The organism is Streptomyces sp. NPDC059010 (assembly GCF_042740355.1).
Classification (GTDB): Bacteria; Actinomycetota; Actinomycetes; order Streptomycetales; family Streptomycetaceae; genus Streptomyces.
Genome location: NZ_JBHYJA010000068.1, coordinates 12501 through 27371, shown reverse-complemented (window position 1 = coordinate 27371; position 14871 = coordinate 12501). Strand labels below are relative to the sequence as shown.

The window sequence follows — 14871 nt, the reverse complement described above, 5'->3', positions numbered from 1 at the left end:
CGGCACCGGCCCCCTCCAGCTGTGGCGGGCGGCGCGCTCAGGCGTTCCAGGCCCAGTCGGCGACCTCGGGCAGGTCGGTTCCGTACTCGCGGATCCAGGCGTGATGGCGGGTGCGGGCGTCGGCCATCTGCTGCCGTACGGCCGCGGCGCGGACGGCGAGGCCGGGGACGCGGTCGATGACGTCCATGACCAGGCGGTAGCGGTCGAGGTCGTTGCGGACGACCATGTCGAACGGCGTGGTCGTGGTCCCGGACTCCTTGTAGCCGCGTACGTGCAGGTTCTTGTGGCCGGTGCGGCGGTAGGCGAGGCGGTGGATCAGCCACGGGTAGCCGTGGTAGGCGAAGATCACCGGCTTGTCCTCGGTGAACAGGCCGTCGTACTCGAAGTCGCCCATCCCGTGCGGGTGTTCCTCGCGCGGCAGCAGCCGGGTCATGTCGACGACGTTGACGACACGGACGGCGAGGTCGGGCAGGTGGCGGCGGAGCAGCTGGGCGGCCGCCAGGACCTCCTGGGTGGGTACGTCGCCGGCGCAGGCGAGCACCACGTCCGGTGCGCCGCCGTTCTCCGTGCCGGCCCAGTCCCAGATGCCGGCGCCGCGCGCGCAGTGGGCGCGGGCGGCGTCCATGGACAGCCAGTCGAAGCAGGGCTGTTTGCCGGCCACGATCACATTGACGTGGTCGCGGCTGCGCAGGGCGTGGTCGGCGACGGAGAGCAGGGTGTTGGCGTCCGGCGGCAGATAGACCCGGACGACTTCGGGGCTCTTGTTGAGGACGTGGTCGACGAAGCCGGGGTCCTGGTGGGAGAAGCCGTTGTGGTCCTGGCGCCAGACGTGCGAGGTCAGCAGGTAGTTGAGGGAGGCGACGGGGGCGCGCCAGGGCAGCTGCCGCGCTGTCCTGAGCCATTTGATGTGCTGGTTGACCATGGAGTCGACGATGTGGACGAATGCCTCGTAGCAGGAGAACAGGCCGTGCCGGCCGGTGAGGAGGTAGCCCTCCAGCCAGCCCTGGCAGGTGTGTTCGGAGAGGATCTCCAGCACCCGGCCGTGCCGGTCGAGGTGTTCGTCGACCGGGAGGGTCTGCGCCTGCCAGGCCTTGCCGCTGGCGTCGAAGACGGCCTGGAGCCGGTTGGAGGCGGTCTCGTCCGGGCCGACGACCCGGAAGTCCCGGCGGGCCCGGGTGTCCTTCATGACCTGGTGCAGGAGCTCGCCGAGGATGCGGGTCGGCTCGTGCAGGGTGGCGCCGGGCTTGTCGACCGGTACGGCGAAGGAGTCCAGCGACCGGATGGGCAGGTCGCGGACGAGGAGCCCGCCGTTGGCGTGCGGGGTGGCGCCCAGGCGCCTGGCGCCGTCCGGGACACAGGCGAGGACGTCGGCGACGGGCCGGCCGTCCGGGTGGAACAGTTCCTCGGGGCGGTACGAGCGCAGCCATGCCTCCAACTGCCTCAAGTGCTCCGGGTTCTCACGCACTCCGGCGAGCGGGACCTGGTGGGCGCGCCACGTTCCCTCCACCGGCAGGCCGTCGACCTCGGCGGGGCCGGTCCAGCCCTTCGGGGTGCGCAGCACGATCAGCGGCCAGTGCACCCGCTCGGCGACATCGCCCTCGCGGGCCGAGCGCTGCATCAGGGCGATACGGTCCAGCGCCTCGTCGAGGGCGAGCGCCAGGGCGCGGTGTACGGCGGCGGGGTCGTCGCCGGTGACATGGAGCGGTTCATGGCCGTATCCCCTGAGCAGCTGGTCGAGTTCGGCCGCGGGCAGCCGGGACAGCACGGCCGGGTTGGCGATCTTGTAGCCGTTGAGGTGCAGGATCGGCAGGACGGCGCCGTCGTGCACCGGGTCCAGGAACTTGTCGGAGTGCCAGGAGGCGGCCAGTGGGCCCGTCTCGGCCTCGCCGTCGCCGATCACGCAGGCGACGAGCAGGTCCGGGTTGTCGAAGGCGGCGCCGTAGGCGTGGGCGAGGGAGTAGCCGAGTTCGCCGCCCTCGTGGATGGACCCCGGGGTCTCCGGCGCCACATGGCTCGGCACTCCGCCCGGGAAGGAGAACTGCCGGAACAGCCGCTCCATGCCCTGCGCGTCGCGCGGGACGTCCGGGTAGATCTCGCCGTAGCTGCCGTCCAGCCAGGACCCCGCGAGCACGGACGGCCCGCCGTGGCCCGGCCCCCATACGCACAGCGCGTCGAGTCCGCGCGCCTTGATGACGCGGTTGAGGTGGGTGTACACGAGGTTCAGGCCCGGTGAGGTGCCCCAGTGGCCGAGGAGCCGCGGTTTGATGTGCTCCGGCTTCAGGGGCTCGGTGAGGAGTGGGTTCGCCAGCAGGTAGATCTGTCCGGCGGCCAGGTAGTTGGCGGCGCGCCAGTGGGCGTCGAGGGTGCGCAGTTCGTCGTCGGAGAGTGCTGTGGCGTTCTGGTGGTGTTCCACCTCGGACATGGGAACGCTCCGGAGGTCGTCGTTGCTCGAACTACCGTGTTTTCAGGTGGAGTTGCTGTGCCTGCGCCCGGCGGTTCAGTCGTTCCACTCGGGCACGACGGCGACCGGGCAGGCCGAGTGGTGCAGCACGCCGTGGGCCACGCGGCCCAGTTGGAGCCCGAAGTGCCGTGGGCGGCGCCTGGCTCCGACGATCAGGAGGCCGGCGTCGCGGGAGGCGTCCACCAGGACGGTCCGGGCGTGGCCCTCCACGACCCGCCGGTGCACCTCGACATCGGCGGGCGCCCCCTGGAGCGCCTCCTCCAGGGCCTGCACCGCTTGCTGCTCATGCAGCCGGGCGGGTTCCCCGGTCTGCCGGGGATGATCGGTGCTTTCGCGTGCGGGGCACCGCCAGGCGCGTACGGCTTCCACCGGCACTCCGCGCCGCCGCGCCTCCTCGAAGGCGAACCGGAGCGGCGCCTTCTCGCCGACACCGACGACGACACGGCCGCTCGACGGAGCCCGGCTCTCGCGCGAGCGGGCCGGGCCGTCGCCCGCCCGGGCGTGGTCGTCACGGGCGCCGCCCCGGTTGTCATGGCTCCCGCGCACGACGACCGTCGGGCAGTGCGCGTGCCCCGCCACGGTCAGGCTCACGGAGCCCAGCAGCGCCTCGGCGACACCGCTGCGGCCGCGAGTCCCCGTCACCAGCAGGGAGGCGCTGCGGCTCTCCCGCAGCAGCACGTACTCGGGTTCCTCGGGCACGATGTCGGTGGAGAGCTTCACGTCGGCCCGACGGCGGCGGGCGCGCCGGGCGGCGCTCTCCACCACGTCCTGGGCCCGCACCCGTTCGGCCGGTTCGCCCAGGTCCTCGGCGAGCCGGTCTCCCTCGTACCGCTCCCACAGTGAGGCGTACACCAGCCGCAGCGCCACGCCGCGCAGTACGGCCTCGTCGGCCGCCCAGTCGACGGCGCGCAGACTGGGCCCGGAGCCGTCGACGCCGACGACGACCGGCAGGTCCACCGCCCTCACCGGTCCGCGCCGAGGTCGAGGACGATCCGTGCCTCGACCTGGCCGGGGCCGGGCCGGTCCTGGTTGGCCAGGGGCTCTCCGAAGCCTCGTACGGCCGCTGCCTTCATGGTTTGTGCTCCTCGGTCTTCCCGTGTCAGTGGTGCGGTACGACGGCGACGGGGGCGGTGGAGTGGTGCAGGACGGCGTGGGTGACGGGGCCGATGTGGGCGCCGATCGGGCTGCGGCGGATGCGCTTGCCGACGACGACCAGGGAGGCTTCGTGGGACGCGTCGACGAGGTGGCCGCCAGGGGAGCCGTAGGGGGACTCCTCGACGACCTCGACGTCCGGGAACTTCGTGCGCCACGGCCGCATGACCTCGGTCAGGGCCGTGGTCTCGCGCCGGGCCAGGGATCCGTGGAGTTCCATGTCGGCGGGCAGGCCGTAGGCGTAGTACGGCGGCGGGTTCCAGCCGTGCACGACCCGCAGTGTGGTGCCGCGGCGGGAGGCGGCGGCGTACGCGAACTCGATCAGTTCCTCGTCGGGGCTCTCGGTGTCGAGGCCGAGGACGACCGGCCGGAACCGGGTCGCGGCGGACGGGATGCCGGCGGGGTCCGCCTCGTGCTCGTCGGCGGCCTGCTGGTCGGCGCGGACCAGGACGACCGGCCGCTCGGCGTGTGCCACGACCGACAGTCCCACCGAGCCGAGCATGAAGCCGCCGATGCCGCTGAGTCCGCGCGAGCCTAGGGCCAGCAGTTCGGTGTCCTTCGCCGCGCCCACCAGCAGGTCGGCGGGCCGGCCGGACAGCTGCTCGATGATCACGTCGAGGCCGGGGTGGCGTACGTGGATGCCCTCCGCCGCGTCCCGGGGGATCCGCTCGGTCCAGTGCTGCCGGGTCTCGGCGCCGAGCAGCGGCGCCTGCGCGATCGGCGCCGGGACCGGCTCCCAGACGTGCACCAGCTTCAACGGCACGCCGAGCAGCCGTGCCTCGCGGGCCGCCCACTCGGCCGCGGCACGGCTCTCCCGCGAGCCGTCCAGGCCGACGGTGACGGTGCCGGTCATGATCCCCACCTCCAGAATCGGTGGTCCCGATTCGAGCTTCGTCCTCGGACACCGCGTGCGGCAGGGGCCGCAGGTCCCTGCAAGGGGCCGACCGGCCCTGGCCGGGTGCCGTCCGGCCCGGACCGGACGCGGCCGCTTCTCGCCGCCGGCCGGCCGGGTGCCCGTGCGGTGGGCCCACAGGGGAGCCCACCGCACCTCCTCCCCCACCGCAGCTCACTCTGGCCGCCCCGGGCGCCGGCCACCCGGTGCCGAAGGTCCGGGGTCGTAGGGCTGAACGGCCCTGTCCACAGGGCCCGTTGGGGTGCATGCCGGGCCGCCCCCGGTTCACCTCTCGCGGTGGTGGGCGCGCCGGTGGATCCTGAGGTCGGACAGCGAAGGGCGGCTGATGGAGCGGGGCGCGGGCGGGCACACGGCAAGGTGGCGCCGCCTGGTGCCCGGGGCCTTCGCCCTGCTCGGCTACCGGCGGACCTGGCTGAGGGGCGACCTGCTGGCCGGTGTCACCGTGGCGGCGTACCTGGTCCCGCAGGTCATGGCCTATGCGGGTGTGGCCGGACTCCCGCCGGTCGCCGGGCTGTGGGCGATCCTGCCCGCCCTCGGCCTGTACGCGCTGCTCGACTCCTCGCGTCTGCTGTCGGTCGGCCCCGAGTCCACGACCGCGCTGATGACGGCCACCGTGGTCACCCCGCTCGCCGCCGGCGACCCCGACCGGTACGCCACCCTGGCGGTCACCCTCGCCGTCACGGTCGGCCTGCTGTGCCTGGTCGCCCGGGCGGTACGGCTGGGCTTCGTCGCGGACCTGCTCTCCCGCCCGGTGCTGATCGGCTACATGGCGGGCGTGGCCCTGATCATGATGGCGGACCAGCTGCCCAAGCTCACCGGGGTCGGGACGACGGAGACCAGGTTCTTCCCCCAACTGTGGTCGTTCGCGAGCGATGTGACGGACGCCGACCCGGCCACGGTCCTCCTCTCCGCCGCCGCCCTCGCCCTGCTCTTCCTCATGGCGAAGTACGTCCCTGCCGTACCCGGACCGCTGCTCGCCGTGGTCCTCGGCACGGTCGCCGTGGTGGTCTTCGACCTGGACGGCCGGTACGGCGTGAAGGTGATCGGCGAGGTCCCCTCCGGCCTGCCCGGCCTCGCCTGGCCGGACTGGACGGAGGTACCCCGTCTCGTGCTGCCCGCCCTGGGCGTACTCCTGGTCGGCTACACCGACTTCATCCTCACCGCGCGGGCGTTCACCGGCCCGGCGAACGGCGAGGACGACGGCCCCCGGCTCGACGCCAACCAGGAGTTCCTGGCCCTGGGCGCGGCCAACCTCGGCGCCGGCGCCCTGCACGGCTTCCCCGTCAGCAGCAGCGCCAGCCGCACCGCGCTCGCCTCCTCGTCGGGCGCCCGCAGCCAGGTGTACTCACTGGTCGCGGGCGCGGTGGTCCTCGCGGTCCTGCTCTTCCTCAGTCCCCTGCTCACCCGCACCCCGTCCGCCGTCCTCGGCGCACTCGTCGTCTACGCCGCCGTCCGCATGATCGACCTCGTGGGCTTCCGCCGGCTGGCCTCCTTCCGCCGCCGCGAACTCCTGCTCGCCCTCGGCTGCCTGGCCGGGGTGCTCGCCCTGGACATCCTGTACGGCGTCCTCGTCGCCGTCGGCCTGTCGGTGGCCGAGCTGCTGACGCGAGTGGCCCGCCCGCACGACGCGATCCAGGGCGTCGTGCCCGGGGTGGCCGGCATGCACGACATCGACGACTACCCGCAGGCCCACACCATCCCCGGCCTGCTGGTCTACCGCTACGACTCCCCGCTCTTCTTCGCCAACGCCGAGGACTTCCGCCGCCGCGCCCTGGCCGCCGTCGACGAACAGAGCGATCCCGTCCGCTGGTTCGTCCTCAACGCGGAGGCCAATGTCGAGGTCGACATCACCGCGTTGGACGCCGTGGACGAGCTGCGCCGCGAACTCGCCGACCGCGGCGTCGTGTTCGCCCTCGCCCGGGTCAAGCAGGACCTGCTGGACGACCTCAGGGCGTACGGTCTCGCGGACGCCGTGGGCGCGGACCTGATCTTTCCGACGCTGCCGACGGCCGTGGCCGCGTACCGGAAGTGGTCCCGCGACCAGTAGGTGAGCAGGCCACGCACCGTTCGGGGACCCGTTCGGCCGGATCGGAGCCCAGTGGCCCAGCCCGATGGACCGAGTGGCCCATGTGCTGTGACGGGCGGTGGGCACACGCTGGCCCTGGAAGTCCCTGCACCCCGTCGGGAGGCACGCCATGATCACCACACCCGCGCCCACCATGATGCGGGCCCTGCCGGCCGAGCACCGCCTGCGGCTCATGCGCATGGCCCGCGAGGTGTCCTTCCCGGAAGGGACGCGTCTGTTCGAGGAAGGCGGGAAGGCCGACCGGTTCTGGATCATCCGCACGGGCACCATCGAGCTCGACATGCGCGTGCCGGGCCGTCGCCCGGCCGTCATCGAGACAATCCGGCACAACGAACTCGTCGGCTGGTCATGGCTGTTCACCCCGCACGTCTGGCACCTGGGCGCCGCGGCGACGACCCCGGTGCGGGCGTACGAGTTCGACGCGACGGCCGTCCGCGCGATGTGCGAGGAGGACCCCGACCTGGCCAACAACGTCACCCGATGGGTCGGCGACGTGCTCGCCCACCGCCTGCGCGCCGCCCGGACCCGGCTGCTGGACCTCTACGCCCCCTACGGAGCCGGCAGCCCGGTCTGAGCACCCGGACAGGTGACCAGGTGAACCCGCACGTGAGCCGAAGCGAGAAGGGAGCCATCATGCACGGCACCCCGCACATCGTCAGCGACGTCATGACCCACACGGTCGCCGCCGTCGGCCGCAGGGCCACGTTCAAGGAGATCGTGCGGCTGATGCAGGACTGGAAGGTCAGCGCCCTGCCCGTCCTGGAGGGCGAGGGCCGGGTCGTCGGCGTCGTCTCCGAGGCCGACCTGCTGCCCAAGGAGGAGTTCCGCGACAGCGACCCCGACCGGTACACCCAGCTGCGCCGGCTGTCCGATCTGGCGAAGGCCGGCGCGATCACCGCGGAGGAGCTGATGACCTCCCCGGCGCTCACCACCCGCCCCGACGCCACCCTGGCCCAGGCCGCCCGGATCATGGCGCACGCCAAGGTCAAGCGGCTGCCGGTGGTCAACCGGCTGGGCATGCTGGAGGGCATCGTCAGCAGGACCGACCTGCTCAAGGTCTTCCTGCGCGGCGACGAGGAGATCGCCGAGGAGGTGCGCCGGGAGATCCTGGCCCATCTCTTCCCGGCGCCGGGCTCCGCGATCCGGGTCCAGGTGCACGATGGAGTGGTGAGGCTCACCGGGCGGGTCCGGGACACGTCCCTGATCCCGGTGGCCGCCCGTCTGGTGCGGGCCGTCGAGGGCGTGGTGGACGTGGACTTCGAACTGGAGGGCCACCTCGACCCCTGGGCGGCGCGGTGAGCGGCGGCCTCGCCCGGGTGGGGAGGGACCCCGCTTGGGCCGGTCGGCCCTGGTACATCCGGGCCCGGCGAGTAATGATCGTCCCGGCGGGCCACCCGCGGCCCGTCCGCCGTCAGGGAACGGGGAACGAGAGGTCGTCATGACCGACACAGGCACCTTCACCGAGCAGAACCCGATCCGTGTGTTCCTGCTGGACGACCACGAGGTCGTACGACGGGGTCTGACCGACCTGCTCGACGCCGAGCCGGACATCTCGGTGGTCGGCGACGCGGACACCGTGGCGCACGCCCTCGTCCGCGGCCCGGCCCTGCGCCCCCACGTCGCCGTCCTCGACGTACGCCTCCCGGACGGCGACGGCATCACCGTCTGCCGGGAGCTGCGCAGCCAGATGCCGCACCTGGCGTGTCTGATGCTGACGTCGTTCGACGACGAGGACGCCCTGCTCGACGCCATCATGGCCGGCGCCTCCGGCTACGTCCTCAAGCAGATCAAGGGCTCCGACCTGATCTCCGCCGTCCGCACCGTCGCCTCGGGCCAGTCCATGCTGGACCCCGCCACCACGGCCCGGCTGATGCGCTCGCTGCGCGCCGACCCCGCCGAGACGCCCGCCGTCGCTCCGGAGCTGGCCGGTCTCTCTCCCCGCGAACGGGACATCCTCGCCCTGATCGGCGACGGGCTGACCAACCGGGAGATCGGCAAGAAGCTGTACCTGTCCGAGAAGACCGTCAAGAACCACATCTCCCGCCTCCTGGCCAAACTCGGCGTCCAGCGCCGCGTCCAGGCCGCGGTCCTGGCCACCCACCTCGAACACCCCGACACCGGCGACCACCACCCGTAGGGGCGGACGAAATGGCCGTAGGGGCGGACGAAAGGGCGACCATGCTGAGGGGCTCCGCCGCCGACCGCCCGAGTTCGGCCTCGCCGCCCGGGCGCGACGGTTCCGGGAAGGCCCGCTCCGGCGTTTCGAGGAGCTGATGGTCGCCAAGGGCTCGTGAACCGGTCGTCGCCATGGGCTCGTGAACCGGTCGGAGATCTGCGCGTCGGGGCCGGGCGGGGGCACTGGCACCGGGCTCACCGGCTGCTCGCCGTGGCGGCGATGGCCGGTACGACAGCCAGGGCGAGGATGCCGCCGGTGAGGGCGAGGACGGGGTAGCCGGCGGTGGAGACGACAAGGCCGGAGGCGAGGCCGCCGGTGGCACCGGCGATGGCGATGGAGACGTCGACCATGCCCTGGGTCTTGGCGCGGGTGGCCAGCGGCACGGCGTCGGTGATCATCGCGGTGCCGGAGACTAGGCCGAAGTTCCAGCCCAGGCCCAACAGGGCCAGCGCGGCCGCGAGGAGGGCGACGGAGTCGCCGGGCGCGGTCGCGGCGAGGAGGCCGGCGGCCAGCAGGGTCGTTCCGGAGGCGACGGCGATCCTCATACGGCCGTAGCGGTCGACGAGCCAGCCCGTCAGCGGTGAGGGCAGGTACATGGCGCCGACGTGGATGGCGATGACGAGGCCGGAGGCGGCGGTGCCGTGGCCGTGGTCGTGCATGTGCACGGGGGTCATCGTCATGATCGCGACCATGACGAGCTGGGTGAGGATCATCGTCAGCGCGCCCGGTATCAGCCCGGAACGACGGGCCAGTGCCGTCTCGGCCTCCGTGCCCTCCGCGCCCTCCGCCCGCTGCTGGACGTCGAGGCTCCGGGCGAGCAGCAGGGGGTCGGGGCGCAGCCATAGGGCGAGGACGAGGGCGGCCAGCGCGTAGGCCGCGCCGGAGAGCAGGAACGGCCCGGCCAGGGAGGGGATGCCGAGGGTGTCCGCGAGGTCGCCGGTGGGTGCGGCGAGGTTGGGTCCGACGACGCCGCCGAGTGTCGTGGCGACCAGGACGGTGGAGACGGCACGGGCGCGGTGGGCGGGTGCGGCGAGGTCTGCTCCGGCGTACCGGGCCTGGAGGTTGGTGGCGGTACCGGCGCCGTAGACGAACAGGGCGATGAAGAGCAGCGCGGGGCTGTCGGCGACGGCGGCGGCGATGACTCCCGCGCTGCCGACGGCGCCGGTCAGATAGCCCGCGGCGAGGCCCGGTCGGCGGCCCCGCGCCTGGGAGATACGGCCCACCACGACGGCGGCGAGGGCCGAGCCGGCGGTGAACAGGGCGCTGGGCAGTCCCGCGAGGTCGGTGGAGCCGAGCATGTCCTGGGCGAGCAGCGCTCCGACGGTGATACCGGCCGCAAGACCCGCCCCGCTTAGAATCTGGCTGCCCACCAGGACGGCGAGGACGCGGCGCTGTGCCACGGGCCGGGTGGATATGCCGGTGGGTGTGGTGGCTGAGGCGGTGCTCGTCACGGGCGGTTCCCTTTCCCTCTCATGGGCCGGCTACAGATCCCTCTGCCAGGCGGGCTACAGATCCCGCTCCTGGGCCGGCTACAGAACATCGATGACGAGGTAGCCGTCGATACGGCGTACGTGGTCGCCGTCGGGATCGGGCGGGAGCGCGTGGCCGAGGTCGGCGGCGCGGACCTCGCTGATCCACTGGTCGTGCTGGTACTCGTGGTTGATGAGGGTGGTGATCAAGTGGGTGGCGACGACGGTGAGTTGCGCGGGGGCGCCGACCCGGCCGGCGGCGATGTCCCCGATGCGGGCGTGCACGCGTTCGGCGACGGTGGTGCGGAAGTCGGTCAGTCGCCTGACCGTGGGCAGGGCGCCGCGGAAACGCTCGGGATTGGCCGAGTCCATCAGGGCGTCCAGTTCCGGGTCCGGGCTGGGCTCGGCCGCTGTGAGGTTGCGGATCATGAAGTGGGCGACATGGGCCTGGTGGCCCAGATGCCAGCCGATGGCGCTGGAGTTCTCGTGCGGACGCCAGGTCACCTCGTCCGGGGTGAGGTCCTTCCACAGTTCGTCGGTGTAGGCACGAGCACGGTCGTACTCGCGCAGCAACGCTTCTACCTGGAGCATGAGTTCACCTCGTCTGTGGTCAGGGACAGGACTGCGTGAGCCGCTCGCTCGGCGGCGGCCAGGGCACCCTCGATGTGCCCGGAGTGCTGGTCGGCCGTCTCGGTCGAGGCCCAGTGCAGCCTGCCGTCCAGCGCGGGCTGCTGGTAGAGGGGATGGCCGAACAGGGAGTGGTCGGCCAGGCGGTGGACGGTGGGCGGCGCGGTCCACGGCTCGCTGCTCCAGTCCTGCACCTGGAGCGTCTCGGGCTCGGCTGCGGCAGGGCCGAAGAGCCGGGCCAGCTGGGCGGTCACCGCCTCCTCGAATCCGGGGCCGACGGCCTGGGCCGCCGCGAAGCCGAACAGCGCGGCCGGCCGCCCGCCGGGGCCCGACATGTCGTGCAGCTCCTGCAGGGGGCCGGTTCTGCTGAACGCCGCTCCGGCGAGCCCTTCGTCGCGCCAGAAGGCGGTGGAGTAGCGGGCGACGATCTTGGCAACCGCCCCCATCCACACCGGGGTTGACCGGGCGAGGTGGCTCAGGTCCACGGAGAGTTCCGAGCCGAAGTCGATGTGCGCGAGGGCGAGTGCGGGCGGTACGGCCACGATGACGTGCTCGGCGTGTATCACCGTGCCCGGCGTGTGGACGGCGAGTCCGCCGGTGTCGCGGCGGTGGATCGCGGTGACCGGGGTGTCGAGCCGCAGGACATCCGCCGACAGTTCGGCCGCGAGCCCGTGAGCCAGGGAATCGGCCCCGCGCGCGAACCGACGGGCCGGCGCGTCGATCAGGTTGCCGGGCAGTCGGCGTACGCCGGTGGCGTCCTGGACGAGGGTGTCTCCCGCCAGATGCTGCTCGAAGGTGTCGATGCCGAGCCGCGTGGCGAGATCCGCGACGCGCCGCTCCCCGTCCCAGTACCAGGTGGCCCCCAGATCGAGAGCCCCCGGCAGGGCGGCCGCGCTGAGCAGCCGCCCGCCGACACGCTCGCGGGCCTCCAGGCACACGGTGTCGCGGCCGGCGGCGACCAGCGCGGCGGTCGCGGCGAGGCCTGCGATCCCGGCACCGACCACGACGACGTCGTGGCCGTGACGCTGGAGCATCTACGGATCCCTTTCTCTGCTGCTTCTCTGCTGCTCTACGGCGGCGGTCAGACGCCGGGAATGAGGACCATCCGGAAGCGGGCCTTGCCCTCTTGCTGGGTGTCGAGCGCCTGCTGCGCTTCGTCCAGCGGGACGGTCTGCACCTGCGGGCGGACACCGGTGGCGACGGCGAAACGCATGGCCTGTTCGGTGTCGGCGGGGCTGCCGGTCAGATGACCGGTGACGCTGCGCGCGCCCATGACGATCTTGGCCACCGGCAGTTCGAGGGGAGAACCGTCGAAGCCGACGACGGTGAGCCTGCCGTGCGGGGTGAGCCCGTCCAGCAGTTCCGCCAGCGGCCTGCTGCTGGAGGCCGTGGACAGGATCAGCCGCGCCCCGCCCAACTCCCGCAGCGCCGCGCCGGGTTCCTGCCGCTCGGTGTCGACGTAGTGCCGCGCGCCCAGTTCCTCGGCGAACGGGCGCTTCTGCTCGCCGCGGCCGATCGCCACCGTCTCGAACCCCATGGCCGCGGCGAACTGCACCGCCAGATGCCCCAGACCGCCGATCCCGAGGACGGCGACCCGGTCGCCGGGCCCGGCACCGGAGTGCCGCAGCGCGTTGAAGGTGGTGACGCCGGCGCATCCGAACGGCGCGGCCTCCGCCGCGGACAGGCCCTCGGGGATCCGGGCGAGCGTGGCGGCGGGCACCGTGAGGGTGCTCGACCAGCCGCCGGTGTACGACAGGCCCGGCACCTTCCGCTCCGGGCAGTGCACGACATCGCCGGTACGGCAGGCGGAGCAGTGCCCGCAGCTGCCGCCGAACCAGCCGACGGTCACCCGCTCCCCCACCTCCCGCCCCTGCACCTGCGGGCCCAGCTCCGCGATGACACCGGCGACTTCGTGGCCCGGAGTGACCGGGAAGCCGGTTGCCGGAGCGGGATTGCGGACCGTACCGATGTCGGCGCCGCAGATGCCGGTCGCCTCCACGTCGATACGCACCTCGCCGACCCCGGGGGGCCGCTCCCGCATCGGGACGACCTGTACGGCAGCTCCGGGTTCCGCCACCTGCGCGGCCCGGTGAATACGGTTGGCGTCCTGAGTCACGAGAATCTCCCCTGGAAAGGAAAAAGGGACGCGAATATCCACACTCCAGGGAATATCGCGCGCATGGCTCGGCCTGCACCGTAAGGCGCCCCAGGGCGGTCCCGGTAGAGGATCATGGTGAATGGGGGTATAAATAACGGCTATATCCAGGAGGGGAGGAGGGGAGCAGCAGCATGAACATCGAAGGACTTCGCTACGCCAGGGCCGTCTCCAGGACGAAGTCGTTCAGTGCGGCCGCCCGGGCCTACGGGGTCACCCAGCCCGCCCTGTCCAACGGCATCGCACGGCTGGAGCAGGAACTCGGCGTGACGCTGTTCGAGCGCTCGCCGCGCGGGGTCAGGCCGACTCCTGACGGTACTCGGATCCTGCCCATGATCGACCAGGCCCTCGACGCCCTGGACTCGGTGGTCGCCGAGGCGCAGCGGCTGGCCCACCCGGCCCCCGACACGATCCGTATGGGCGTCTCCCCCCTGATCGGCGCCGACCTCGTCGCCCGCGCGTTCGACGCCGCCCGCAATCTGGATCGTCCGCGCGACCTGGTCCTGCGCGAGGCCGATCTCGCCCACTTGCGCGAGGACCTCCAGGCGGGCCGGCTGGACATCCTTCTCGTGCCCGCCGTGCAGGCCATGCCCACGTTCCGGCACCGGGTCATCGCCCGCGAGCCGGTGGTCGTGATCGACCCCGCCGACTCCCGGACCCGGAGCCCGGTCGAGCTGCAGGCCGCGGCCGACGCCGCCTACATCCTCGTGCCGGACAGCTGCGGACTGACCACCTTCACCACCGAGCTCTTCCGCAGCCACGACCTGGCGCTGCGCACCTACCCCGGCGAAGCCTCCAACTACCGCGTGCTGGACGAGTGGGCGCGGATGGGCGTGGGTGCCGCACTCCTGCCCCAGTCCAAGATCACACACGACCACGGCGGCTCCCGGCCCCTCGTCCGGGCCGGACATCCCGTCGAGATCACCTACGAGGCCGTCTGGGACAACGGCACGCCACTCGCGGCCGACCTGGAGGACTTCGTCGCGGCGCTCACCGAGCAGGGCACTGAAAGCACGGGTGATTGACAGTGATTGACAGTGGTTATGGCTCTATAACTCCGACGCCACTACCGGGCCCGAGCGCGGGAATCCAACATCCGGGCCATGACATATCTCGAAATAACCCTGACCATGGACAAGTCCCGGCGTGTCGAAGCAGCGGCCGTTTACGACCGGTACAAGAAGCCTTTCCTCAACGGCATTCCGGGGGCCGTCTCCAAGGAGCTCCTGGTGCGCGACGAGGACGTCCAGGTACTGCACGGCTTCTCGTCCGCCGAGCACGGTCTGAGCGCGGCATATCCGACCGTCAGACGCCCAACGCGGCGCGGACGGCCTTGACCCGCTCCTCCGTGAACACCCCGCTCTCCAGCAACGGCAGGATCGACAGCACACCCCCCGACGAGCCCCAGCTCCCCTCGTCGATCACCCGGAAGTTGACCCACCAGGCAGGCGCCGGCTTCTCCAGCCCGCACGCCGCCGCCAGCGCACCCAGGACGCGTTCGATGACCTCGGCCCGAACCTCCGGCTGCCAGGCGGCGTCCATGACGGCGAGGTCGATCACCATCACATCGAGCTCCGGGTCCGCGTCCGCCAGCAGCCGGCCGCCGATGGCCATCATGTCCCGCTCACGCTCGACGAAGTGCACCTGGAAACCGGCCCGGGCAGCCGGAGCGTGCCGGCCCACCTCGGGCACCAGCACCGCGTCCGTCAGGGTCTCGGCCAGCTCATGACGCTGTTCCAGGCTCAGGCGCCCCTTGGGGGCGTTCACGGTGATGATCGTCATGGCAGTCTGCCTCCTATGACAGTTGTTATAGGAGCAGGTTACACGCCTCT

The 14871-nt window shown here is 72.2% G+C and carries 14 protein-coding genes; 6 read left to right on the top strand and 8 right to left on the bottom strand.

Annotated elements, in window-relative coordinates; translation table 11 throughout:
• Positions 1 to 37 precede the first annotated feature (37 nt).
• The 3 genes from ACFWYS_RS43310 to ACFWYS_RS43300 form a co-directional block, all read right to left on the bottom strand.
• Complete coding sequence (locus tag ACFWYS_RS43310) at positions 38 to 2422, bottom strand: phosphoketolase (protein ID WP_384781946.1); 2385 nt, start codon at positions 2420 to 2422, stop codon at positions 38 to 40.
• A gap of 75 nt (positions 2423 to 2497) precedes the next feature.
• Positions 2498 to 3418: a universal stress protein gene (locus ACFWYS_RS43305; protein ID WP_384781944.1), complete on the bottom strand. Its 921-nt coding sequence runs from the start codon at positions 3416 to 3418 to the stop codon at positions 2498 to 2500.
• Positions 3419 to 3560: 142 nt separating this feature from the next.
• Positions 3561 to 4466 (bottom strand): universal stress protein, encoded by a 906-nt coding sequence (locus ACFWYS_RS43300; RefSeq protein WP_384781942.1) that lies wholly within the window; start codon positions 4464 to 4466, stop codon positions 3561 to 3563.
• 385 nt (positions 4467 to 4851) lie between these two features.
• On the opposite strand from ACFWYS_RS43300, the gene ACFWYS_RS43295 reads away from it, so the two are divergent.
• The 4 genes from ACFWYS_RS43295 (at position 4852) to ACFWYS_RS43280 (ending at position 8749) form a co-directional block, all read left to right on the top strand.
• The gene (locus tag ACFWYS_RS43295; protein WP_384781940.1) at positions 4852 to 6573 is read left to right on the top strand and encodes a SulP family inorganic anion transporter; all 1722 of its coding nucleotides are present in this window, start codon (positions 4852 to 4854) and stop codon (positions 6571 to 6573) included.
• Between the two features lie 148 nt (positions 6574 to 6721).
• Positions 6722 to 7186, top strand: a complete 465-nt coding sequence (locus ACFWYS_RS43290; RefSeq protein WP_384781938.1) for a cyclic nucleotide-binding domain-containing protein — start codon at positions 6722 to 6724, stop codon at positions 7184 to 7186.
• Positions 7187 to 7245: 59 nt separating this feature from the next.
• Complete coding sequence (locus tag ACFWYS_RS43285; RefSeq protein WP_384781978.1) at positions 7246 to 7911, top strand: CBS domain-containing protein; 666 nt, start codon at positions 7246 to 7248, stop codon at positions 7909 to 7911.
• A 139-nt stretch (positions 7912 to 8050) separates the two neighbouring features.
• Positions 8051 to 8749 carry a response regulator gene (locus ACFWYS_RS43280; RefSeq protein ID WP_384781936.1) on the top strand — a complete coding sequence of 233 codons (699 nt, stop codon included), beginning with the start codon at positions 8051 to 8053 and terminating at the stop codon, positions 8747 to 8749.
• Positions 8750 to 8982: 233 nt separating this feature from the next.
• On the opposite strand, the gene ACFWYS_RS43275 is transcribed toward ACFWYS_RS43280, so the two are convergent.
• The 4 genes from ACFWYS_RS43275 to ACFWYS_RS43260 form a co-directional block, all read right to left on the bottom strand.
• On the bottom strand, positions 8983 to 10239 hold the full coding sequence (locus tag ACFWYS_RS43275; protein WP_384781934.1) for an MFS transporter: 1257 nt from the start codon (positions 10237 to 10239) through the stop codon (positions 8983 to 8985).
• A 78-nt stretch (positions 10240 to 10317) separates the two neighbouring features.
• The gene (locus ACFWYS_RS43270) at positions 10318 to 10848 is read right to left on the bottom strand and encodes a DinB family protein (RefSeq protein ID WP_384781932.1); all 531 of its coding nucleotides are present in this window, start codon (positions 10846 to 10848) and stop codon (positions 10318 to 10320) included.
• A complete protein-coding gene (locus ACFWYS_RS43265) occupies positions 10836 to 11918 on the bottom strand; it encodes a flavin monoamine oxidase family protein (RefSeq protein ID WP_384781930.1) in 1083 nt (360 codons plus the stop codon). The genes ACFWYS_RS43270 and ACFWYS_RS43265 overlap by 13 nt, the downstream gene beginning before the upstream one ends.
• A 47-nt stretch (positions 11919 to 11965) precedes the next feature.
• Positions 11966 to 13000 carry an alcohol dehydrogenase catalytic domain-containing protein gene (locus ACFWYS_RS43260; RefSeq protein ID WP_384781929.1) on the bottom strand — a complete coding sequence of 345 codons (1035 nt, stop codon included), beginning with the start codon at positions 12998 to 13000 and terminating at the stop codon, positions 11966 to 11968.
• 173 nt (positions 13001 to 13173) lie between these two features.
• On the opposite strand from ACFWYS_RS43260, the gene ACFWYS_RS43255 reads away from it, so the two are divergent.
• Both ACFWYS_RS43255 and ACFWYS_RS43250 read left to right on the top strand, forming a co-directional pair.
• Positions 13174 to 14064 (top strand): LysR family transcriptional regulator, encoded by an 891-nt coding sequence (locus ACFWYS_RS43255; protein ID WP_384781927.1) that lies wholly within the window; start codon positions 13174 to 13176, stop codon positions 14062 to 14064.
• Positions 14065 to 14142: 78 nt separating this feature from the next.
• Positions 14143 to 14376 (top strand): hypothetical protein, encoded by a 234-nt coding sequence (locus tag ACFWYS_RS43250; RefSeq protein ID WP_384781925.1) that lies wholly within the window; start codon positions 14143 to 14145, stop codon positions 14374 to 14376.
• Here ACFWYS_RS43250 and ACFWYS_RS43245 read toward each other — a convergent pair.
• Positions 14345 to 14821, bottom strand: coding sequence for a 4-oxalocrotonate tautomerase family protein (locus tag ACFWYS_RS43245; RefSeq protein WP_384781924.1), 477 nt, complete (start codon positions 14819 to 14821; stop codon positions 14345 to 14347). The genes ACFWYS_RS43250 and ACFWYS_RS43245 overlap by 32 nt on opposite strands.
• Between the last annotated feature and the right edge of the window lie 50 nt (positions 14822 to 14871).